Raw genomic sequence first — 20,280 nt, 5'->3', positions numbered from 1 at the left:
GATTGAAAACAGCAGTACAACAGACACCTGTGCTCGACAAGAGCGCCGTTACCAACCTCTTGGCGCTGGCCATTATGCTTACCGGCTATGGCATGCACTCTGATGTGTTATTCAACATCGGCCTGTTTGCCGTATCCGGCGCCATTACCAACTGGCTGGCGGTGCATATGTTGTTTGAAAAAGTACCGGGTCTCTATGGCTCAGGGGTGATCCCGGCCCGTTTCGAACAGTTCAAGCAAGCTATCAGCGAGCTGATGATGGAGCAGTTCTTCTCTGAGGCCAACATAGACCGTTTCCTGTCGACCCGCTCCGACAAACAGAGCCTGGATCTGTCCGGCGTTATCGGCAAGGTAGACTTGGCTCCAGCCTTCGATGCTTTGGTGGCCACGGTTGCCCAATCTTCATTGGGTGGTATGTTATCCATGTTTGGCGGTGAAGAAGCGCTCACCCCACTCAAGCAACCCTTTATCGAAAAGATGCAGCAATCTCTGGCAGATATTGCCAAGAGCGATGATTTTTACGAGCTGCTCAAGGGCGAACTGGAACAGCCCGGGGTGATGGCGGATATGCGTAGCCAAATTCAGGATATTGTCGAGCAGCGGCTGGCCGAGTTAACGCCGCAGTTGGTCAAGGAGATGGTGCAGCAGATGATCAAGACCCACCTTGGCTGGTTGGTTGTCTGGGGCGGTGTCTTTGGCGGTCTGATAGGGCTGGCCAGTGTAACGCTGCAGCGCTTGCTATAACTATGACAAGCCTGCTTGAGCGATAGCCCCGGTCCAAGTTTCAGCCGCCCAAAGTATTAAGTACTTAAGTATCACAGCAATCAAGTCGCCCAAGCGGCGGGAGGAAAGCCATGGCGTTACATCATAGGATTAATTATCTTGAACTTCCCGCCCGGGAGCTGGAAGCCACCAAGGCGTTTTTTCAGGCGGTGTTTGGCTGGGGCTTTGTTGATTACGGCCCGGATTACAGCTGCTTTACCCAGGCCGGGATCGATGGCGGTTTTTTTCGCTCATCACTGAGCTTTGATACCCTCAACGGCAGCCCCTTGTTGGTGATTTACTCAAATGATCTGAACGCCAGTCTGGAGGCCGTCAAGACTCATGGCGGGGAGATCTGCAAAGATATTTTCAGTTTTCCCGGTGGCCGGCGCTTTCATTTCCGCTGCCCGAGCCAAAACGAGTATGCCGTCTGGTCTGAATAGACCCAGATGCTTCTGCCTTTAACAAGGAAGGATTATGCCTCACTGTATTATTGAGTATTCGGCGCCCTTGGCGCAGCAGTTGTCGATTGCCAAGCTGGTTCAGGCGGTGCACCAAGGTGCCATAGATTCAGGCTTGTTCACACCATCTGCCATCAAGAGCCGAGCGCATGCCTGTGAACATTTCCTGGTTGGGGAGGACAGCGCTCAAAGCTTTATCCATGTGCGTTTGGCCATTATGCCGGGACGCACCGATGAGCAAAAGCAAGCCCTGACCCAAAGTGTGTTTGCCGCACTGGAGCCAATAGCGGTCAAAGTCGACAGTGTATCGCTGGAGGTTACTGAGCTGCATCAGCCAAGCTACCTTAAACGCGGCAGCTAGGAAGCCAATATGTCCAGGCAACCAAAGCGCAGTAACAGGGTGGACTCTCCCTGTATTCGCCACTGCTGCCTGGACTTGCAAGATGTTTGCCTTGGATGTTTCAGGACGCTGGAAGAAATTCTGGCCTGGCATCAGGCAACTGACAGCGAGCGGCAGGCTATTCTTGAGCGCTGCCGGCAACGGCAAGTTGAGCGTGACCAAGCAACGGCCGGGCTCAGAGTGATGAGAACAAGGCGCAAGTGAACAAGCTCAAAGCAAATAAAGCGGCACAGAAGCGAAGCTCCTATTTCCGCTAATGAATAAAGGCGCCATTCGGCGCCTTTATGGTTTTTACTTAAGTTCAATAAGATGCGGTATGCACAGAGCGCACCGCTCGGCCGGAAGGATCTATGATGCCGGACAGGCTTTCATCCCAGGCCAGCGCTTCCGGGGTAGAGCAGGCAACCGATTTACCACCCGGTACAGTCAGTGCTGCCGACTCCAGCGGGAAGTGCTCTTCAAAGAAACAGCGATAGAAGTAGGCCTCCTTGGTTTCCGGCGTGTTGTGCGGGAAGCGGAAACGGGCGTTGGCCAGCTCTTTATCCTCCACCTGGGCGGCGGCATGTTCTTTCAGGCCATCAATCCAGGAGTAACCCACACCGTCACTGAACTGCTCTTTCTGGCGCCAGGCGACTTCGGCCGGGAGCTTATGCTCGAAGGCTTCACGCAGAATATGCTTTTCAATCCGGCCATCGCGCGACATCTTGGCTTCTGGGTTCAGGCGCATGGCCACGTCCATAAACTCCTTGTCGAGGAAGGGTACCCGGGCTTCCAGGCCCCAGGCTGCCATGGCCTTGTTGGCCCGCAGGCAGTCGTACAGGTGCAGCTTGTCGAGTTTACGCACCAGTTCTTCGTGGAAGGCGCGGGCGTTTGGTGCCTTGTGGAAATAGAGGTAACCGCCGAACAGTTCATCGGCCCCTTCGCCTGAGAGCACCATCTTGATCCCCATAGCCTTGATCTTGCGCGCCATCAAGTACATGGGGGTTGCAGCGCGTATGGTGGTGACATCATAGGTTTCCAGGTGATAAATCACCTCCTTGATGGCATCCAGGCCTTCCTGGAAGGTGAAGTGCAGTTCATGGTGTATGGTGCCTATGGCATCGGCGACCTTTTGTGCCGCCGCCAGATCCGGCGCCCCTTTCAGGCCCACGGCAAAGGAGTGCAGCTGTGGCCACCAGGCATCGGAGGCATCGTTGTCTTCAATACGGCGTTTGGCAAAAGTTTGGGTTATGGCGGAAATCACCGAGGAGTCCAGCCCGCCAGATAGCAAAACGCCATAGGGCACATCTGACATCAACTGGCGCTTTACCGCGGCTTCCAACGCTTCGCGCAGCTCTTCGCTGGAGGCGCTGTTTTGGGCTACCGCTTCATAGTCGCGCCAGTCACGCCGATAGTATTGCACCGGCGCGTCATCTTCACTGAAGAGGTAATGCCCGGGGCTGAAAACTTCCACGGTTTTACATACGGGTACCAGCGCTTTCATCTCAGAGGCGACATAAAGGTTACCGCTGGTATCGCGGCCGGTGTAAAGCGGGATGATCCCCATGTGATCCCGGCCTACGAGGTAGCAGTCCTTGGCCTTGTCATAGAGTACGAAGGCAAAAATACCGTTGAGCTTATCGAGAAAGTCGCAGCCATATTCCTGATACAGTGCCAGGATCACTTCGCAATCCGAGTTGGTCTGGTAGCTGTACTTGTCGCCGAGCTCGGCCTTGAGTTCTTTGTGGTTGTAGATTTCACCGTTGACTGCCAATACCAACTGGCCATCTTCAGATAACAGCGGCTGGGCGCCGTGTTCGATATCGACAATGGCCAGCCGCTCATGGGCGAGAATCGCTCTTGGAGTGGTATGAATACCCGACCAGTCCGGGCCGCGGTGGCGCATCAGTTTGGACATCTCCAGCGCAGTGCTTCTCAGAGCGGCGGCGTCAGACTGGATATCGAGAATGGCAAAAATTGAACACATGGTAAGACTCCAAACTTGGTGTTTCTTCAGCAATGGCTTCACTTTGCCTGTAGAATTCTCAAAAGCCAAGCTTTATTTTTGAATATAAATCATAAAAATGGCTAAATTTGTAAATTATAATGCGTTTTGTGACCTGTTTTTTTGAGGGTTAAACAATTTAATCGCTTAATTGGTGAAAGATTTGCATTTTAGCTCGCTGTAACAGCGTGCAAATTGGCACTTTCCCAAAGCCGCTGCTTTTATCGGCGATTGATTTATCTGCCCGGAAAACAACGCAAAAAGGCGCCGGAGGCGCCTTTGGGGATGGGGAAATGTGTCTGGTTAAATCGCCGGAGCAACGCCGGTTTCCGGCCGCAGGCTATAAAACTCTGTGCCCTTGAAATAACCCGGGCGGTCGGCAGAATCCGCCAAGCCTTTGGCGGCCTTGTAGTACACGGCGAGATCTTCCAGCGCGCCGGAGAGATCCCAGTTGGCATGATACTCATCACAGAGGTTGTGATAGCAGCCCTTCATCTGCTGCTTCATTGCTGCTTTGTAGTCAGCGGTGGCCTGATCCACAGGTTCGCTGCCGCCACCGGCAAATACCGCAGGTACGCCATACTGGGCAAAACTGAAGTGATCCGAGCGGAAGAAACCGCCGGACTCGGGGTGTTTCTCTGCTGTGGCATAGCGGCCCTGGGTCTTGAGCGCGGCTTCCAGATAACGCTCAAGCTCAGACTTGCCTTTGCCCACTATGGTGAAGTCTTTGGTGCGGCCATAGATATTGGTGCTGTCGAGATTAATCACCCCTATGGTGTTTTCCAAAGGGTACGCCGGTTGGGCGGCATAGAAACGTGATCCCAGCAGACCTTGCTCTTCGCCTGTGGTGGCGATAAAAGTCAGCGAACGCTTGAGGCGCTTGCCAGCCTTGGCGTCGGCGGCAAACTCACGGGCGATAGCCAGCATGCCGGCGATGCCGGAGGCGTTGTCCATGGCGCCATTGAATACCCTGTCGCCTTCGGCCGAACTGCTCATGCCCAAATGATCCCAGTGGCCGGTAAACAGAATATGCTCATTGGCACGGCTGCTGCCCGGCAGAGTGGCAACCACATTGTAGCTGTCGCCATACTCGGCCTTGTTATCGAAACCTATGCTGGCGGTTTGCCCCAGCGTCAGTTGCAGTGGACCGTGGGCTGCGCGGCTGATGGCGCTGTCCAGTTCAAGTCCGGCTTTGGTAAACACTTTTTTGGCGGCATTCAGGGTTATCCAGCCTTCCACTGCCACTCGCTCGTTGCCGGAATCCGAGGCCAGATCCTGTTGTGGGCCGGTCCAGCTGTTTTCCACCACAGACCAGGGATAAGCGGCAGGAGCTGTGTCGTGAATGATAATGGCGCCCAATGCGCCCTGACGGCTGGCTTCTTCATACTTGTAGGTCCAGCGGCCGTAATAGGTCATCGCCTTGCCGTTGAATTTACCGAGATCCGGGCGGGCAAAGCCGGGGTCATTCACCAGAATAAGGGCGATTTTGCCCTTCATGTTCAGACCCTGGTAGTCGTTCCAGTCGTACTCGGGGGCGTTGATACCGTAACCGACAAACACCAGCGGCGCGTTGGTGATGTCGACGCGTTTAACATCATGGCGACTGCCGAGCACCAGATCTTGGGGATATTGAAAATCGATATCGGCCAGCTGTATTGCCTGGGTTTCACTGGCGGTATAGCTCACCATGGGCACTTTTTGCAAAAAGCTGCCGTTGGAACCGGGCTCAAGCCCCATATCGGCAAAGGCCTTGCTGAGATAGTCCAGAGTCAGCTGCTCGCCGCGGGTTGTCGGCGCCCGGCCTTCAAATTCATCCGAGGCCAGGGTTTGGATGTCCTGGCGAAACTCTTGTTCATTGAAACTGACAACGCGGATGGGGTCGTCGGCAGTATTGTTTTGGCTGCAGGCACTCAAGAGTGCCAGGGTACACAGGGGGATCATCAAGCGCATAACGGATCCTGTTGTTGCTTTTATTGTCAGGTATGGAGTGGCAAAGGCTTTGCCCTTGCCCGTGCGCTATCATGGACGAAAAAACGCCCCCGATACAAGCGGAGGCGGTAAAAGGAATGTTACCAATGGTTTCAGATCACATCTATGTCGGCGGCGCAGGCAAAGACATGGTTGGGTCGGAAGGGCTCTTTCTCTATGTCTTCCAGCTTGCTGACACCACTGGTGACCAGTATGGTTTCCAGTCCGGCCTGAAAACCGGCCAGAATATCGGTACGCATGTTATCGCCGATAATCACGGTATTTTCGGAATGACCATCGATATGGTTCAGGGCCGAGCGGATGATCCAACTGCTGGGTTTACCCACGTAGAAGGGCTTGCGACCGCTTATTCTCTCAATAGGCGCACAGAGAGCGCCACAGGCGGGACTATAAGCCGGGCCATGGGTATCCGGGTTGGTGGCAATAAAACGGGCGCCGGCGGCAACAAAGCGGGCGGCCTTGTGGATCATGTCCCAGTTGTAGGAGCGGGTTTCGCCGACGATAACAAAGTCGGGGTTGATATCGGTAATGGTAAAGCCGGCCTTGTAAAGCTCGTGGGTGAGGGCGCCTTCACCTATGACAAACGCCTTGCTGCCTTCCTGGTGCTTGAGAAAGTCGGCGGTCGCCATGGCCGAGGTATAGAAGCACTCTTCGGGGATATGCAGCCCGGCGGCGCCGAGGCGGTTTTGCAGATCTTTGCCCGTCTGCACCGGATAGTTGGTCAAGATAACCAAGGGGTTTCCCTGTTCCAGCACCCGGGCGATAAACTTGTCACTGCCGGGGATTAACTTGTTGTCGTGCATCAGCACGCCGTCTATATCGCAGATAATATTCTTCATGCGCGTCTCATTCTGTCCTGATAACTGCCCCTATCTAACGCCATTGGTCATAAAATTACAATTGGCCGCTGTAAAAAGCCGGTAACGGAGCGTCATATCCGGGTAAATTAAGCGGAGAGTCAAGCTTGCGCCACAGCCGTAATAGCCATTGTTGGAATGAAAAAAGGAGCCGTATGGCTCCTTTTTGCTGAATTAATCAACCTAAGGAAGGTGCGAACAAGTCCCATGCGTGCTCTGCGTCGGCTTACGGGCATGGATGCAAGGCGTGGTTCGCAGCAAATGGCCTTAGTCCTTTGTAAGAAGCACGACACAGCAGGCAGGCCTGTAAGCCACGCCCTTCGGGGCTTACACAGCAACCGGCTCTCTGCGTTATCCGACTTTGACAGGCCCCGGCATGCCTTCAGTCAGATGCCTTGAACGCCAATTGCTGTGTAAGCCAGAGTGCCGCGAGGACTTATTCGCACCTTCCCTAAGTTTACTCAGAGATCAGTCCGGGGCGTAGCCGTTGGGGCCGATGGCTTCATCGTCGAGCCAGGCCTTACCGTCAACCATCTTCAGTCGGCCCTGGCAGAACCAGCGCACCACTATCGGGTAGATGGCGTGTTCCTGCTCGTGCACCCTGGCCGCCAGAGTTTCCACTGTGTCATCGGCAAACACAGGTACCTTGGCCTGCAAAATCACCGGGCCACTGTCCAGTGCCGGGATAACGAAATGAACACTGGCGCCATGTTCGCTGTCACCGGCTTCGATGGCGCGCTTGTGGGTATCCAATCCAGGATACTTGGGCAGCAGTGACGGGTGGATATTGAGCATCTTGCCCTGGTAACGGCTGACCAGCTCATCACTGAGAATACGCATAAAGCCGGCCAATACGATGAGGTCGGGCTGATATCTGTCGATAGCCGCCTGCAGTCTGGCATCGTATTGGGCGCGGGACTCCTCTTTGCGGGCGATGACGCAACTGGTGTCTATTTCGGCATGATGGGCCCGGATCAGACCATAGGCATCGGCCTTGTTGCTGATCACCCCGACCACGCGCCCTGGCATCTTGCTATCACAGCTGTCGATAACAGCCTGCAAATTACTGCCATTGCCCGAAATCATTACCAATATGCGACAACTCTCCTGCATTAAAGGATCTCCACTTGCTCTTCTTGTTGAGTTCGATTGGCGATAGTGCCTATCTGCCAGGCGTTTTCACCTTTGGCCTTGAGTAGCTCAATGGCGGCGGCGGCTTCGGCCTGAGGCAGGGCAACTATCATACCGACACCACAGTTAAAGGTGCGGTACATTTCATGTTCTGTGATATTACCGGCTTGCTTGAGCCAGTTGAATACGCTGGGCCACTGCCAGGACTCGCCTTGGATAACGGCCTTGGCGTTTTCTGGCAGTACCCTTGGAATGTTTTCCCAGAAACCGCCGCCTGTGATGTGTACCATGGCGTGAACCGGGTGTTTTTCCAGCAGTTCCAGCAAAGGTTTGACATAGATGCGGGTCGGTTCCAGCAGGTGATCGATAAGCGGCTTGCCGTCCAGATCTTGCTGTGGGTCGGCCTGGCTGACTTCCAGGACTTTACGGATCAGTGAGTAACCGTTGGAATGAGGACCACTGGAGCCCAGGGCTATCAGTGCATCACCGGCCTGTACCTTGCTGCCGTCGATGATGGCTTTTTTTTCCACCACACCGACACAGAAACCGGCCAGATCATAGTCAGCGCCTTCGTACATGCCGGGCATTTCGGCGGTTTCACCACCGATTAGGGCACAACCGGATTGGAAGCAGCCTTCGCCGATACCTGTGACCACATCGGTCGCCACATTGACGTCCAGCTTGCCGGTAGCATAGTAGTCGAGGAAAAACAGCGGCTCGGCCCCCTGTACCAGCAGGTCGTTGACACACATGGCCACCAGGTCGATACCGACAGTGTCATGCTTTTTGAAGTCAATGGCCAGGCGCAGCTTGGTGCCCACGCCATCGGTACCGGAAACCAGCACAGGGTGCTTGTATTTGGTTGGCAGTTCACACAGGGCGCCAAAACCACCCAGGTTGCCCATGACTTCAGGACGGTGAGTGCGTTTGACTACGGACTTGATGTTATTGACGAGTGCGTTGCCTGCATCGATATCGACACCGGCGTCTTTATAGCTCAGTGGGGTAGGGGTACTCACTTGATCCTCTCGGGTACATCGTTATGGATTTTATGCGGCGCTATTCTAGCAGTTTGCCGGGGGGGTCGAAAGCCAAGATTGCACTTTATTCATAGGGATATAAGTCACGATTTACCAGATTTATAAAACTTTCTGTTTTACCGCCGGAACAAATCAACTAAAATCTCAGAAATTTGCCCAAATCCGGCTGGTTTGTGCTCTGCACGCCGGGAGCCGCCAGTCTGATTGCTCGTCCCGCCCGCAAGATCAGGAGAAAAAGAATGAAAGTTGTCGAGGTTAAACACCCGCTGGTACGCCACAAAATCGGTTTGATGCGCGAAGCTGAGATCAGCACCAAGCGTTTTCGTGAGCTCGCCGCCGAGGTTGGCAGCCTGTTAACCTACGAGGCAACCGCAGGTTTGGAAACCGAAACTGTGACCATTGAGGGCTGGAACGGTCCCGTTGAAGTGGAGCAGATTAAAGGCAAGAAGGTGACTGTAGTGCCTATTCTGCGTGCCGGTCTTGGCATGATGGACGGCGTGCTGGAGAACATTCCCAGTGCCCGTATCTCAGTGGTCGGTGTTTACCGTGATGAAGAAACCCTGGAGCCTGTGCCTTATTTCGAGAAGCTCGCCAGCGATATGGAAGAGCGTTTGGCACTGGTAGTTGACCCTATGCTGGCTACCGGCGGCTCCATGATTTGCACCATAGACTTGCTGAAAAAGCGTGGTTGTAAGCATATCAAGGCGCTGGTGTTGGTCGCGGCTCCTGAAGGCGTCAAGGCGCTGGAAGAGGCTCATCCTGATATTGAACTCTACACGGCGTCTGTCGATAAGTGCCTGAACGATAAGGGCTATATCCTGCCTGGTCTGGGTGATGCCGGTGATAAGATCTTCGGTACCAAATAAGTCCCTTTAGTGAGCACAACTCTTTATTGTTTTAAATAAAAGAGTGAGCATAAGAAAGGCGCCCTCGGGCGCCTTTTTGCTTATTTCGACCTTACTTATTTCTTCTGCTCTTAGGCGGTTTTCATGGTGATAACCGCGGCGATAACCACGGCTATGCCGACCCAGCCTATGGGCTTGAGTCTTTGTTTGAACAGCAAGGCGCCGCCGATAGCCGTTCCCAAAATGCCTATGGCGCCCCAGGAGGCGTAGGCGATCGCCAAGTCTATCTCTTTCACTGCCTGTGCCAGCAGAGTAAAAGCGCTCAGCACCAGCAGGATTGCCAGCGCGCCCCACAATTTACGCTTGAACCCATTGGAGCGGGTGAGCGCCATATTGGCGGCAATATCAATCAAGGCGGCCAGCACCACATAGCCAAAGGAGAGCGTCAGAAACTGGTTCATGTTCGCCTCCGTTACAGGCTACCGGCGGTGCTGTTTGCTCCTAAGCCGGTATCCTGAACTTTGGTTTTATCACCTTCATGGCTTTCGCCCAGAGTCACCAGCACTATACCCAGGATGGCCAAGGCCAGTCCGGCAAGCTCCTGCGGGTTGAGCCTGGAGTCAAACAGCAGCATGGATACCAGGGTGATCAGGGCTATGCCCAAACCTTCCCAAACCGCATAAGCCACGCCTATGGCAATCTTCTTCGCCGCCAGTGATAAAAAGAAGTATGACACACCAATCAAGAGGTACATCAACAGGTAGCCCCAGATTGAGCCTTCGGGCCCCAGCAGGTTCATGGTACTGGTACCCGCCACTTCGGCGGAAATCGCAAACAATAGAAATACGCGTGCAAGGATCATAATTCACCTTCTACATGAAATTAAAAATATGCATAACGGAGAATTGCGCATTACACCCGGAACTATCTGGCCAGATAAGTGATGAAAAACGGAGTAACAACAAAATTAAGTAGCAATTCCAAACTTACGCCACTAGGTTAACCGGTCAATTTTTGAGTTGGTAGGTAATTGAGATATTCAATTTTGAATATCTATTTCAGTCTGGACAGACGCTTGCGATGGCTGAAAGGTGTCTTGCATTACCTTGTGAAGATGCCGGTGCAGCGGGTGATTACGGTAGGTCTGCAAAAAGCCGCCGGACACCACGAAGTGGCTGAACTCCCGATTGACCTGGGGCATGGGGAAGGAGACCAGTTCCGGCATCAACCTGGCAGTGCCTTGACTGGCGTACATGATGGCGTCGGTTTCCAGCAACATCTGGCAGGCGACCCTAAGATTGTAGGACTTGAGCAGCACATGGGGCTGATAACCCATACGCTGATACTCTGACTCCACAGTGCATTGCGGATTGTAGGAGGCCGGTGCAGGCAGGGAGACTATCGGCAGCGTGGACACTGTCTGCCAATCATTTTCATCGCCGAGCAGCGGATGATTTTTGCGTGCCAGGATCACCCGTTTCTCGGTGAACAGCGGCCGCATATAGATATCCTTGGACAGCTCGGTTTCCTGATCCAAAATACAATAGTCATGTATGCCTTCGAGCATCTCATCATGGCTGTAACCGTTCCAGCTGGAAAAGGTGAAGCTGGCTTTGGGAAAGGCCTGGTGACAGCTTTGCAGCAATCTTTGTCCCTGTTCATCCATCAGGTAGGGATCTGTCACTATGGCTATTTGCCCTGTGTAGGTGTCGGCGCTGAAGTCTTCGAACTCCAGCAGGACTTTCTCGATAGGGGCCAGAATATTGTCAAACTCTTCAGCCAGGCGCAGCGCCATGGGAGAGGGCTCTACACCATGGGGTTTACGGACAAACAGGGGATCCTGGAAGGTTTGCTTCAGGCGCATTACACCCCGGCTGGCGCTGGGCTGAGAGATCCCAAGTTGCATGGCGGCCAACTTGATACTGCGATTGTCGACAACCGCCTTAAGCAGGCGCATCAGATTGAGATCCAGAGTATCCAGTTCATGAGCCATTTATCTATCACCCCTGTTTGCGGCTGGCGCCACTGTATAAGAGCGCGCGGCACAGGATAAAACATCAAAGTCTGCCATGGCTTCTGTGTTGCTTACGGCAATGATTGCAGGTGACTCGAGAGTAACACAGCTTAACGCTCGAAGCCCCTGTGGGGTTACATCGGCTCACTTTGGCGCTTGGCTAATGTCCCGCTCAGAGCAACGCCTTGATTACTCAGTTTCTTTACTGAGTTCTTCTATCGACTTTCGGGCCTGCTTGAGACCTTGCCACAGCAGCAAGCCGCCGAGTATCAGCACCAAAATAACCACGGGTCCACCGACCGCATAATCGTTTAAGGCGATCATCGGCGGCAACTGGGCCGTGTCTCTGTATGATGCATCGGACACAAGGATTAGAAGCGCCAAACCTGCTGCCGCCAACAAGGCGATACCGCTGGAGCGGCGCCAGTTACGGCGGCGGTTGAGAAAACCGGCGAGGGTAAGGCTGACAGCCGCCAGCAAGGCACCGAAGATAACCATAAAGTATTTTGCCGGTTGTTGCTCCGGCAGGCTCTGGAAGGCACCAAAAATACAGACATAAGCTGAAAAAGCGCTGACCAGCAGTAACAGGTAAGCAAGCAATATACGCAGCAGTGACATACGGGTCCTTGTTGTCTTTGGGAAAGGTGGCGATTAAAACATAAAAAAAAGCCCACTTGAAACAAGCGGGCCGCAAAAATTAAATCATTGCAATCAACAAATTGAAGGAAGGAAGTCAAGCATAAGAACCAGGGAAAACTGCCATGAAAACTACACAACAGTTTTGAAGTTCTTGGTTTTCATATTTACCGGGGTAAATACTTCCTGAAAACGAGGCACATTTTAGTGACAGAATGTGTCAGCAACAAGCGAGAAAAACTACGTCATGAGATAAGTAAAACTAATGTCACAAAGGTGATGCAGGTCACGTAAATGCACTTATAGCCCGTGTTTCGCTTCTTTACTCAATGTGGATGCATAAATCTGCAATTTATATAATTAATCCTTGTTGCCGTTTTATTAACATTTGTCATTGTTCAATCCTTGCACAGATTGTCATTTGACGATTGTGTCGGTTTTTTTTGCTTGTATAGTACTTTGCAAGTCGCTGCGTTTGCATTTTTTGCTAAAACGCCGCTGTACGCCTCTTTATTTAGTCGGACAGGAAGTTTCCATGACAATAACTACAAAATTGGCTCGCCCTATGCTGTTGGCTGTAGGCTTGAGCCTGGCGCTCGGCGCCTGCCAGAGCACAGATACTCCAAATGGCCAGAATGCGCTGGCTACCGTTAAGTCCCAGTATCCGGCGACCCGCGCCGAAGTGCTGGTTGAAAACATTCACGGTGTTCAGGTTGCCGATCCTTATCGCCACCTGGAAGAAAGCACCCCGGAAACCGAAGCCTGGGTTAAGGCTCAGCAAGCTTTTGGACAGGAATATCTGTCGGCTATCCCCAACAAGCAGGCGGTAGTCGACAGGATCACCACCCTGTGGAACTACGAAAAAATCTCTGCCCCCTTTGAAAAGGGTGACAACACCTTCTACTACCGTAACGACGGCCTGCAGGCCCAGTCAGTGCTCTATGTCAAAGACAAGCAGGGTCATGAGAAGGTGTTGTTGGATCCCAACGCTTTCTCCGACAAGGGCACAGTTGCCCTGTCCGGCGTGTCAGTGAGTGACGATGGCAAGGTGCTGGCTTATGGTGTCTCCGAGTCCGGCTCCGACTGGCAACAGTGGCAGTTTATGGATATTGCCAGCGGCAAGCTGCTCAGCGACAAACTGGAGTGGATCAAGTTCTCCTCTGCCGTGTGGGATCATGCCAACGAAGGCGTATTCTATGCCCGCTATGATGCCCCGGCCGGCGGAGACAAGATGGCCGATGTCAACTTCAACCAAAAGGTTTACTACCATAAGCTGGGCACAGATCAGAGCCAGGACAAGCTGGTTTATGAAAGGCCACAAAACAAGGACTGGGGCTTTGGTATCGGTGTCTCTGAAGACGGCGACTATCTGCTGCTGTCCATCTCCCAGGGAACAGACAGCCGCAACCGCTTCTTCTATAAGTCACTCAAAGATCCCAAAGCGGAAGTGGTCGAGCTGATTTCCGACTTGGAAGCCGAGTACAGCTTTATCGGCAACGACAAGTCAGTGTTCTACTTCAAGACAGATCTCGATGCCCCCAACGGCAAAGTGATTGCGATAGATTTGCGCCGTCCGGCCAAAAAAGACTGGAAGACAGTGATCCCTGAGACAAAGGATCCTATCGCCAGTGTAGGGATCATCAATGATCATCTGGTGGTGAGCTCACTGCATGATGTGCTGGGGCAGCTGTCCATCTACTCCATGGGCGGCGTCAAGCGCCAGGACGTGACTCTGCCGGGCAAAGGCAAGATTGCCGGCCCATACGGCAAGCGCAGCAAAGACTACTTCTATTACACCTTCAACAGCTATGTGCAGCCGCAGACCACCTATAAGTTTGACTTCAAGACAGGTGAGTCCGAGCTGTACCAGAGCCCTAAAATCGCCTTCAATCCGGATGATTATGTATCCGAGCAGGTGTTCTACACCAGCAAGGACGGTACCAAGGTGCCCATGATGCTGTCCTACAAGAAAGGGCTGAAGAAAGACGGCACCAACCCGACACTCCTGTATGCCTATGGTGGTTTTGCCATCTCCATGACCCCAAGATTCAGCCCGGCCAATATCGCCTGGTTGGATATGGGCGGCATCTATGCTGTGCCCAGCCTGCGTGGCGGCGCCGAATATGGTGAGAGCTGGCACCAGGCCGGTATGTTCGACAAGAAGCAAAATGTGTTTGACGACTATTTTGCCGCTGCCGAATACCTGCTGGACCAGGGCTATACCAACAAGAGCAAGCTTGGCGCCTATGGCCGCAGTAATGGTGGTTTGTTGATGGGCGCCGCCGTGACCCAAAGACCGGATCTGTTTGCCGCCGTGCTGCCCGCCGTAGGGGTACTGGATATGCTCAGATTCCACAAGTTCACCATAGGCTGGGCCTGGACCAGTGAATACGGCAGTGCCGACAATGCCGAGCAGTTCCCGGCGTTGCTGGCTTACTCGCCATATCACAACGTCAAGTCTCAGGCTTATCCTGCGACCATGGTGATGACAGCCGATCATGACGACAGGGTGGTGCCGCTGCACAGCTTCAAGTTTGCCGCCATGATGCAGGCCAAGCAACAGGGGGATCAGCCGGTTATCATGCGTATCGAGTCCAATGCCGGTCACGGTGCAGGTAAACCCACGGCGATGAAGATAGATGAAGCGGCGGATATCTTCACCTTCCTGTGGCACAACTTTGGCTTGACCCTGCCGAGCAAAATCGACGGTTAAGCTTAAGTTAAGCCTTGAAAAAATAAACTGGGGCCTGCGGGCCCCTTTGCTTTTTCCGCCATTCACAAGCGGATTGTGGATAAGGTATAGTAGGCCTCACTTTTGGCGCATTAAAAGCAAGTGGAAGCATGTTTCGTTGGCCTATCACTGTCTATTATGAAGACACAGACGCGGGTGGGGTGGTTTACCATTCCAACTATTTGAAATTTTTTGAAAGAGCCCGAAGTGAGTGGCTCAGGTCTATGTCGGTGAGCCAAACCGCCCTGTTGCAGCAGGATATCGCCTTTGTGGTACGCCACGCCGAGCTGGATTTCTGCAAGGCGGCGCGATTTGAGCAGAACCTTTGGGTGGAAACCCGTGTCTCAGAAGTGAAGCGGGCATCTTTGGTGTTTGAACAGCGCCTGGTAGATGCCGAGGGTGAGTGTTATTGCGCAGCCAGTATTCTGGTTGCTTGTATTTCGCTCGAGCGCATGCGGCCATTGGCCATTCCCCAACACATATTGCAGGAGTTTAAAAAAGGTGGAAGCTGAGATTTCGTTTATTGGATTGTTCATGCAGGCCAGTCTGTTGGTAAAACTGGTGATGCTCACCTTATTGTCTCTGTCTATCGCGTCCTGGGCTGTGATTATCCAGAGGCGCAAACTCCTGAAAGCGGCCAGGCAAAATGCCGAACGCTTCGAAGAGAAGTTTTGGTCCGGTGTGGATCTTAATCGTTTGTACCAGGAGCTGTCGGCGCGCCAGGAAAGCAACTCAGGGCTTGAGTCCATGTTCGTATCCGGCTTTAAGGAATACGCCCGCCTGTCGAAACTGAACGGCCGGGTGCCAGAAGCCATTATGGATGGCAGCTATCGCGCCATGCGGATCTCCCTCTCCAAAGAGTTGGATAAGCTGGAAACCCATCTGCCACTCTTGGCAACCATAGGCTCCACCAGTCCCTATATCGGCCTGTTTGGTACAGTTTGGGGGATCATGAACTCCTTTATCGCCTTGGGCGCGGTGGAAAATGCCACTCTGGCCATGGTGGCACCGGGTATTGCCGAAGCGCTTATCGCTACCGCCATGGGCCTGTTCGCCGCGATTCCAGCGGTTATCGCCTATAACAGATTCTCCACTCAGGTGGAAAAGGTCGAGTCTTCCTACGCCAACTTTATGGAAGAGTTCTCCGGCATATTGCACCGTCAGGCATACAGCGATAAGGAAGCCGTATGATGCAGGGATATCAGCGCAAGCGGCGTCGCCCCGTCGCTGAAATCAATGTGGTACCCTATATCGACGTGATGTTGGTGCTGCTGATCATCTTTATGGTGACGGCGCCGATTGTGACTCAAGGGGTGAAAGTGGACTTGCCTCAGGGTAAGGCCGAGCCGTTGCCCGCTGACAGCAAGCCGCCTGTGGTGGCCTCCATCAATGCCGAGGGTGAGTATTTTCTCGACTTGGGTGGCTCACCCAATAATGAGGTGCTGGATCTGGAAGAGATCAGCACCCGGGTCAGCGCCATCATCAAGATGGAGCCGGATCGCCCCGTGGTGGTCAAGGGCGATCGCGCCATTCCCTACGAGCGGGTAATCCAACTGATGGTGTCGCTGCAAAATGCCGGCGTGCCTTCGGTCGGTTTGATGACAGATTCGCCAGAGGAGAAGTAAGTGGCTGGGAAATCTGATTTTACTGTCCCCTTTATCATCTCAGCAGTGCTGCATATCGGGGTTATTGCAATTCTGGCCATGGGCGTGGACTTTCAGGAAAAACCCAAATTGCCGACACCACAGGCTCAGTCTGCGCCAGTGCAGGCCGTGGTGGTCGATCAGCAGAAAGTGGATGACTATGTCCAGAAGCTGAAACAGGACAAGGCCGCCGCAGAGCGCCGTGAGCGCGAGCGGCAGCAGGAGCTGGATCGCAAGGCCAATGAAGCCAAAAAGGCCCGTGAGCAGGAGCAGGAACGGATCCGCAAGCTGGAAGTCGAGCGCAAGCAAAAAGAGCTGGAAACCCAGAAAGCTGCCGATGCTGCCAAGGCTGCCAAGCTGAAAGAGCAGCAGGAGAAAGAAAAGGCCCAGAAGGCCGAGGCCGAGCGAAAGGCCAAGGAGCAACAGCGTAAGGAAGCCGAAGAGGCTGCTCTTAAGGCAGAGCAGAAACGCAAGGCTGAAGAAGCCGCCGCTAAAAAAGCGGAAGAGGAGCGAAAGGCCAAAGAAGAAGCCGAGCGTAAACGCAAGGCCGAGGAGGAGGCCCGTCGCCGTCAGGAGCAGGAGTTGGCCGATGCGCTGGCCGCCGAACAAGCCGCCTTGTCTGCTACCCGTAATCGTCAGGTCATGAGTGAAGTCGACCGTTACCGGGCGATGATCACCGCCACTATTCAGCGCAATCTGGTGGTGGATGAGTCGATGCGGGGTAAAGTCTGTAAGGTCAAGGTGCGTCTGGCCAAAGACGGCTTTGTCACCAACAGCCAGATCATCGAAGGGGATCCTGTGGTATGTCGCGCCGCCAAGGCCGCCATCAACAAGGCCGGGCGTTTGCCGGTTTCCCAGGAGCCTGATGTGTATCAACTGATGAAAGAGATTAATTTAGAAGTCAGACCGGAATTCAACTAAGGGAGCCCCATGAAACGAATTGCCAAGAGTCTTATCTGTTTGCTGGCTGTGCTGGTGCTGCCGGCAAAGGCGGCACTGGATATAGTGATCACCGAAGGGGTGGACGCCGCGCGTCCCATCGCCGTGGTGCCATTTGTCTGGCAGGGCACTGGACCGGCCCCAGAGTCGATTTCGGATGTGGTGATGTCCGATTTAACCCGCAGCGGTACCTTCAAACCATTGGATGAATTGTCATTGGGTCAGCGCGCCATCAGCAAGATGGACGAATTCAATGCCGCAGCCTGGAAAAATGTTTCTGCCGAAGCCGTGGTGATGGGCTATGTGAAACCCTATGGCGCCGGTAAGTATCTGGTGAGCTTTGATTTGGTGGATCTGGTGAAGGCGCAGATGCAGTCCGGTGGTCCTCAGTCCCGCAGCGAACTGCTGCTGGATAGCCGCGAAACCGTTATCAGCGAAGCACAGTTCCGCCAGTATGGTCACAGGATCAGCGATATAGTCTACGAGAAGCTGACCGGGATCCGCGGCGCCTTTTTGACTCGTATCGCATATGTGGTGGTTAATCACCAGGAGAAGAATCCCTACCGTCTGATGATTGCCGACTACGACGGCTACAATGAACAAATGCTGCTGCGCTCGCCTGAGCCTTTGATGTCTCCTGCCTGGTCTCCGGACGGGCGCAAGCTGGCTTATGTCAGTTTCGAAAACAAAAAGGCCGAAGTATTTGTCCAGGATATCTATAGCCAAAGCCGTACCAAGGTTACCAGCTTCCCCGGTATCAACGGTTCGCCGAGCTTCTCGCCCGATGGTAGCAAGCTGGCGGTGACGCTGTCCCGTGATGGCCAACCTGAAGTCTACGTGGTGGATATTGCGACAGGTGCGCTCAAGCGGATCACCAACCACTATGCCATTGATACTGAAGCCACTTGGTTCCCCGATGGCAAGTCGCTGCTGTTCACCTCCGAGCGGGGTGGCAGGCCCCAGCTATATCAGGTAGAGTTGGCCTCAGGCAAGGTGACCCGCCTGACATTTGAAGGCGAGTGGAACCTGGGGGGGACTGTGACCCCTGATGGCCGCAGTATGATTTTCGTCAACAGAACCAACGGCAAATACAATATTGCCCGTATGGATCTGCAGACGCGTTTTATGCAGGTGTTGACCTCAACCCGGCTCGATGAATCACCCAGCGTTGCCCCTAACGGCACCATGGTGATTTATGGCACCACCTATAACGGCAAGCAGGTGCTGGCAGCGGTATCTGTCGATGGCCGTTTCAAGGCGCGGTTGCCAGTGGGGCAGGGCGAGGTGAAATCACCCGCTTGGTCACCGTTTCTATAACTTATATTTCAGAAGGATAACATGATGGATCTCAACAAGTTGTTTAAGGCAATCGTAATCGCTGCGCCATTACTGGCTCTGGGTGCCTGTAGCTCAACTTCAGAATCAGAAACGGACGCCAGCGGTTCGACAACTTCCGGTAGCGAGTACGGCAATGGTGCCGGCGGCGTGGAAATCGGTGGCGCCAATCCGGTTTTGAGCCCGGAAGAGCAGCAGCGCCTCAAGTTCCAGGAATTGCGTAAAGAACACATCATCTACTTTGATTTTGACCGCAGTGAAGTGCAAACAGAATTTGCTGAAATTCTGGAAGCCCACGGTACTTATCTGGTTGAACATCCTAACGTACGCGTGTTGATCGAAGGCCACGCCGATGAGCGTGGTACTCCGGAGTACAACATAGCTCTGGGTGAGCGCCGCGCCAAGGCTGTAGCCAAATACCTGCAGGGTATGGGTGTACTGCCAAGCCAGATGAGCATTGTCAGCTATGGTGAAGAGAAGCCTCTGGATATGAGCCACACAGACGAAGGTTTTGCCAAGAACCGTCGCGCTGTGCTGGTGTACTGATCTCGGCATTAGAGGGACATTGAAGAATGAAGAAAGCCGTTATCATCACGGCCATGCTTCTGGGAACTGGGGTCGCTTATGCGGCCCCAGCGCCCGTTGAAGACATTGGCGGCGGTTCCAGTGAGGATCGCATCGCCCGCCTTGAGCGGATCATCAAGGCCCGTCAGCAAGCCGAGTTTGAGACCATGCGCAGAATGGATACTCTGCAGCAGGAGGTGCTGGAACTCCGAGGCCTGACCGAACAACAGAACTATCAGATAAACCAGATGTTGCAGCGTCAGCGCCAGCTCTATGACGAAATCGCCAACCTGCAAAGCAAGCCTGCGGCGCCCGCCGTCAGCCAAACCCCATCAAATCTGGTGGCCAGTTCGTCTTTGTCCGAGACCGACAGCTATCAAAGGGCGGTCGATCTGGTACTGAAAGAGCGCCAGTACGACGCAGCAATTCCGGCATTTCGTGACTTTATCAAGCAGTACCCCAATTCGGGCTTCGCCGATAACGCCAACTATTGGCTTGGCCAACTGCTCTATAATAAGAATGAATTTGCCGAAGCCAAAACCGCTTTTGCCAATGTGGTCGATAACTTCAAGGAATCGGGTAAGCGGGCCGACAGTCTGGTTAAACTTGGGCTGATTGCCGAAAAAACCGGCGATAAAACGGCGGCAAAGAACTACTATCAGCAAGTGGTGAAACAGTACGCAAACAGCGCTGCAGCAAGGATTGCACAGCAGCAATTGGCGGCAATTAAACCATGATTTAACTAAAAAACATCCGCCCAGTTTGTTTTTCATGCAAACAACAAAAAATCGGGAATTTACACTTGCATGAGAATCACAAAGCGGTATTATAGGCGCCCTCAGCACGGCATGGCCTGCTGAGGCGAAACTTGAATGGGTCGTTAGCTCAGTCGGTAGAGCAGTTGGCTTTTAACCAATTGGTCGAAGGTTCGAATCCTTCACGACCCACCA

The 20,280-nt window shown here is 53.5% G+C and carries 22 protein-coding genes and 1 tRNA gene; 14 read left to right on the top strand and 9 right to left on the bottom strand.

Features of this window, described 5'->3' with window-relative positions:
• Nucleotides 1-74 precede the first annotated feature (74 nt).
• The 4 genes from N512_RS0121550 (at nt 75) to N512_RS24265 (ending at nt 1,826) form a co-directional block, all read left to right on the top strand.
• Complete coding sequence (locus N512_RS0121550; RefSeq protein WP_044735846.1) at nt 75-743, top strand: hypothetical protein; 669 nt, start codon at nt 75-77, stop codon at nt 741-743.
• 110 nt (nt 744-853) lie between these two features.
• A complete protein-coding gene (locus tag N512_RS0121545) occupies nt 854-1,204 on the top strand; it encodes a VOC family protein (protein ID WP_025011943.1) in 351 nt (116 codons plus the stop codon).
• A 34-nt stretch (nt 1,205-1,238) separates the two neighbouring features.
• Nucleotides 1,239-1,583 carry a 5-carboxymethyl-2-hydroxymuconate Delta-isomerase gene (locus N512_RS0121540; protein WP_028781650.1) on the top strand — a complete coding sequence of 115 codons (345 nt, stop codon included), beginning with the start codon at nt 1,239-1,241 and terminating at the stop codon, nt 1,581-1,583.
• Between the two features lie 9 nt (nt 1,584-1,592).
• Nucleotides 1,593-1,826, top strand: a complete 234-nt coding sequence (locus N512_RS24265) for a DUF1289 domain-containing protein (protein WP_081737235.1) — start codon at nt 1,593-1,595, stop codon at nt 1,824-1,826.
• A 97-nt stretch (nt 1,827-1,923) separates the two neighbouring features.
• On the opposite strand, the gene asnB is transcribed toward N512_RS24265, so the two are convergent.
• The 5 genes from asnB to purM all read right to left on the bottom strand — a co-directional run bounded on the left by asnB (nt 1,924) and on the right by purM (nt 8,602).
• Nucleotides 1,924-3,588: an asparagine synthase B gene (gene asnB, locus N512_RS0121530; protein ID WP_028781649.1), complete on the bottom strand. Its 1,665-nt coding sequence runs from the start codon at nt 3,586-3,588 to the stop codon at nt 1,924-1,926.
• A gap of 321 nt (nt 3,589-3,909) precedes the next feature.
• Entirely contained in the window at nt 3,910-5,556 is a 1,647-nt protein-coding gene (locus N512_RS0121525) for a M28 family metallopeptidase (RefSeq protein ID WP_028781648.1), read from the bottom strand.
• Nucleotides 5,557-5,687: 131 nt separating this feature from the next.
• Entirely contained in the window at nt 5,688-6,434 is a 747-nt protein-coding gene (locus tag N512_RS0121520) for an HAD-IIA family hydrolase (RefSeq protein WP_025889385.1), read from the bottom strand.
• Nucleotides 6,435-6,920: 486 nt separating this feature from the next.
• Nucleotides 6,921-7,565, bottom strand: a complete 645-nt coding sequence (gene purN, locus N512_RS0121515; RefSeq protein WP_025011947.1) for a phosphoribosylglycinamide formyltransferase — start codon at nt 7,563-7,565, stop codon at nt 6,921-6,923.
• The gene (purM, locus tag N512_RS0121510) at nt 7,565-8,602 is read right to left on the bottom strand and encodes a phosphoribosylformylglycinamidine cyclo-ligase (protein WP_028781647.1); all 1,038 of its coding nucleotides are present in this window, start codon (nt 8,600-8,602) and stop codon (nt 7,565-7,567) included. The genes purN and purM overlap by 1 nt, the downstream gene beginning before the upstream one ends.
• Nucleotides 8,603-8,862: 260 nt before the next feature.
• On the opposite strand from purM, the gene upp reads away from it, so the two are divergent.
• A complete protein-coding gene (upp, locus tag N512_RS0121505) occupies nt 8,863-9,489 on the top strand; it encodes a uracil phosphoribosyltransferase (RefSeq protein ID WP_028781646.1) in 627 nt (208 codons plus the stop codon).
• 110 nt (nt 9,490-9,599) lie between these two features.
• Here upp and N512_RS0121500 read toward each other — a convergent pair whose 3' ends face one another.
• The 4 genes from N512_RS0121500 to N512_RS0121485 all read right to left on the bottom strand — a co-directional run bounded on the left by N512_RS0121500 (nt 9,600) and on the right by N512_RS0121485 (nt 12,100).
• Entirely contained in the window at nt 9,600-9,929 is a 330-nt protein-coding gene (locus N512_RS0121500; RefSeq protein WP_028781645.1) for an SMR family transporter, read from the bottom strand.
• An 11-nt stretch (nt 9,930-9,940) separates the two neighbouring features.
• The gene (locus N512_RS23615; protein WP_051472920.1) at nt 9,941-10,330 is read right to left on the bottom strand and encodes an SMR family transporter; all 390 of its coding nucleotides are present in this window, start codon (nt 10,328-10,330) and stop codon (nt 9,941-9,943) included.
• A gap of 177 nt (nt 10,331-10,507) precedes the next feature.
• The gene (locus N512_RS23610) at nt 10,508-11,461 is read right to left on the bottom strand and encodes a LysR family transcriptional regulator (RefSeq protein WP_051472919.1); all 954 of its coding nucleotides are present in this window, start codon (nt 11,459-11,461) and stop codon (nt 10,508-10,510) included.
• Between the two features lie 210 nt (nt 11,462-11,671).
• Nucleotides 11,672-12,100, bottom strand: coding sequence for a hypothetical protein (locus tag N512_RS0121485; protein WP_028781644.1), 429 nt, complete (start codon nt 12,098-12,100; stop codon nt 11,672-11,674).
• Nucleotides 12,101-12,653: 553 nt separating this feature from the next.
• On the opposite strand from N512_RS0121485, the gene N512_RS0121480 reads away from it, so the two are divergent.
• From N512_RS0121480 to N512_RS0121440, 9 genes are all read left to right on the top strand, one after another.
• Entirely contained in the window at nt 12,654-14,831 is a 2,178-nt protein-coding gene (locus N512_RS0121480) for a prolyl oligopeptidase family serine peptidase (RefSeq protein ID WP_028781643.1), read from the top strand.
• 128 nt (nt 14,832-14,959) lie between these two features.
• A complete protein-coding gene (ybgC, locus tag N512_RS0121475; protein ID WP_025011952.1) occupies nt 14,960-15,361 on the top strand; it encodes a tol-pal system-associated acyl-CoA thioesterase in 402 nt (133 codons plus the stop codon).
• Nucleotides 15,351-16,040 carry a protein TolQ gene (gene tolQ / locus N512_RS0121470; protein ID WP_025011953.1) on the top strand — a complete coding sequence of 230 codons (690 nt, stop codon included), beginning with the start codon at nt 15,351-15,353 and terminating at the stop codon, nt 16,038-16,040. Before ybgC ends, tolQ begins: the two co-directional genes overlap by 11 nt.
• On the top strand, nt 16,037-16,474 hold the full coding sequence (gene tolR / locus N512_RS0121465) for a protein TolR (RefSeq protein ID WP_025011954.1): 438 nt from the start codon (nt 16,037-16,039) through the stop codon (nt 16,472-16,474). Before tolQ ends, tolR begins: the two co-directional genes overlap by 4 nt.
• Nucleotides 16,475-17,413 carry a cell envelope integrity protein TolA gene (gene tolA / locus N512_RS0121460; protein ID WP_028781642.1) on the top strand — a complete coding sequence of 313 codons (939 nt, stop codon included), beginning with the start codon at nt 16,475-16,477 and terminating at the stop codon, nt 17,411-17,413.
• Between the two features lie 9 nt (nt 17,414-17,422).
• Nucleotides 17,423-18,748, top strand: coding sequence for a Tol-Pal system beta propeller repeat protein TolB (gene tolB / locus N512_RS0121455; protein ID WP_028781641.1), 1,326 nt, complete (start codon nt 17,423-17,425; stop codon nt 18,746-18,748).
• Nucleotides 18,749-18,772: 24 nt separating this feature from the next.
• Nucleotides 18,773-19,312 (top strand): peptidoglycan-associated lipoprotein Pal, encoded by a 540-nt coding sequence (gene pal, locus N512_RS0121450; protein ID WP_025889363.1) that lies wholly within the window; start codon nt 18,773-18,775, stop codon nt 19,310-19,312.
• A 26-nt stretch (nt 19,313-19,338) separates the two neighbouring features.
• A complete protein-coding gene (gene ybgF, locus N512_RS0121445) occupies nt 19,339-20,067 on the top strand; it encodes a tol-pal system protein YbgF (protein ID WP_028781640.1) in 729 nt (242 codons plus the stop codon).
• A 137-nt stretch (nt 20,068-20,204) separates the two neighbouring features.
• A tRNA-Lys gene (locus tag N512_RS0121440) sits at nt 20,205-20,280 on the top strand.

Origin of the sequence: Shewanella sp. 38A_GOM-205m (assembly GCF_000518445.1) — a bacterium.
Taxonomy (GTDB): Bacteria; Pseudomonadota; Gammaproteobacteria; order Enterobacterales; family Shewanellaceae; genus Shewanella; species Shewanella algae.
The sequence above is the reverse complement of the archived record's forward strand: the minus strand, read 5'-3'. Positions and strand labels throughout refer to the sequence as shown.

Bases quoted from the DNA above. Each gene is read 5' to 3' on its own strand.
- N512_RS0121550 (WP_044735846.1), top strand. From the start codon at position 75: ATGCTTACCGGCTATGGCATGCACTCTGATGTGTTATTCAACATCGGC.
- N512_RS0121545 (WP_025011943.1), top strand. From the start codon at position 854: ATGGCGTTACATCATAGGATTAATTATCTTGAACTTCCCGCCCGGGAG.
- N512_RS0121540 (WP_028781650.1), top strand. From the start codon at position 1,239: ATGCCTCACTGTATTATTGAGTATTCGGCGCCCTTGGCGCAGCAGTTG.
- N512_RS24265 (WP_081737235.1), top strand. From the start codon at position 1,593: ATGTCCAGGCAACCAAAGCGCAGTAACAGGGTGGACTCTCCCTGTATT.
- asnB (WP_028781649.1), bottom strand. From the start codon at position 3,588: ATGTGTTCAATTTTTGCCATTCTCGATATCCAGTCTGACGCCGCCGCT.
- N512_RS0121525 (WP_028781648.1), bottom strand. From the start codon at position 5,556: ATGCGCTTGATGATCCCCCTGTGTACCCTGGCACTCTTGAGTGCCTGC.
- N512_RS0121520 (WP_025889385.1), bottom strand. From the start codon at position 6,434: ATGAAGAATATTATCTGCGATATAGACGGCGTGCTGATGCACGACAAC.
- purN (WP_025011947.1), bottom strand. From the start codon at position 7,565: ATGCAGGAGAGTTGTCGCATATTGGTAATGATTTCGGGCAATGGCAGT.
- upp (WP_028781646.1), top strand. From the start codon at position 8,863: ATGAAAGTTGTCGAGGTTAAACACCCGCTGGTACGCCACAAAATCGGT.
- N512_RS0121500 (WP_028781645.1), bottom strand. From the start codon at position 9,929: ATGAACCAGTTTCTGACGCTCTCCTTTGGCTATGTGGTGCTGGCCGCC.
- N512_RS23615 (WP_051472920.1), bottom strand. From the start codon at position 10,330: ATGATCCTTGCACGCGTATTTCTATTGTTTGCGATTTCCGCCGAAGTG.
- N512_RS23610 (WP_051472919.1), bottom strand. From the start codon at position 11,461: ATGGCTCATGAACTGGATACTCTGGATCTCAATCTGATGCGCCTGCTT.
- N512_RS0121485 (WP_028781644.1), bottom strand. From the start codon at position 12,100: ATGTCACTGCTGCGTATATTGCTTGCTTACCTGTTACTGCTGGTCAGC.
- N512_RS0121480 (WP_028781643.1), top strand. From the start codon at position 12,654: ATGACAATAACTACAAAATTGGCTCGCCCTATGCTGTTGGCTGTAGGC.
- ybgC (WP_025011952.1), top strand. From the start codon at position 14,960: ATGTTTCGTTGGCCTATCACTGTCTATTATGAAGACACAGACGCGGGT.
- tolR (WP_025011954.1), top strand. From the start codon at position 16,037: ATGATGCAGGGATATCAGCGCAAGCGGCGTCGCCCCGTCGCTGAAATC.
- tolB (WP_028781641.1), top strand. From the start codon at position 17,423: ATGAAACGAATTGCCAAGAGTCTTATCTGTTTGCTGGCTGTGCTGGTG.
- pal (WP_025889363.1), top strand. From the start codon at position 18,773: ATGGATCTCAACAAGTTGTTTAAGGCAATCGTAATCGCTGCGCCATTA.
- ybgF (WP_028781640.1), top strand. From the start codon at position 19,339: ATGAAGAAAGCCGTTATCATCACGGCCATGCTTCTGGGAACTGGGGTC.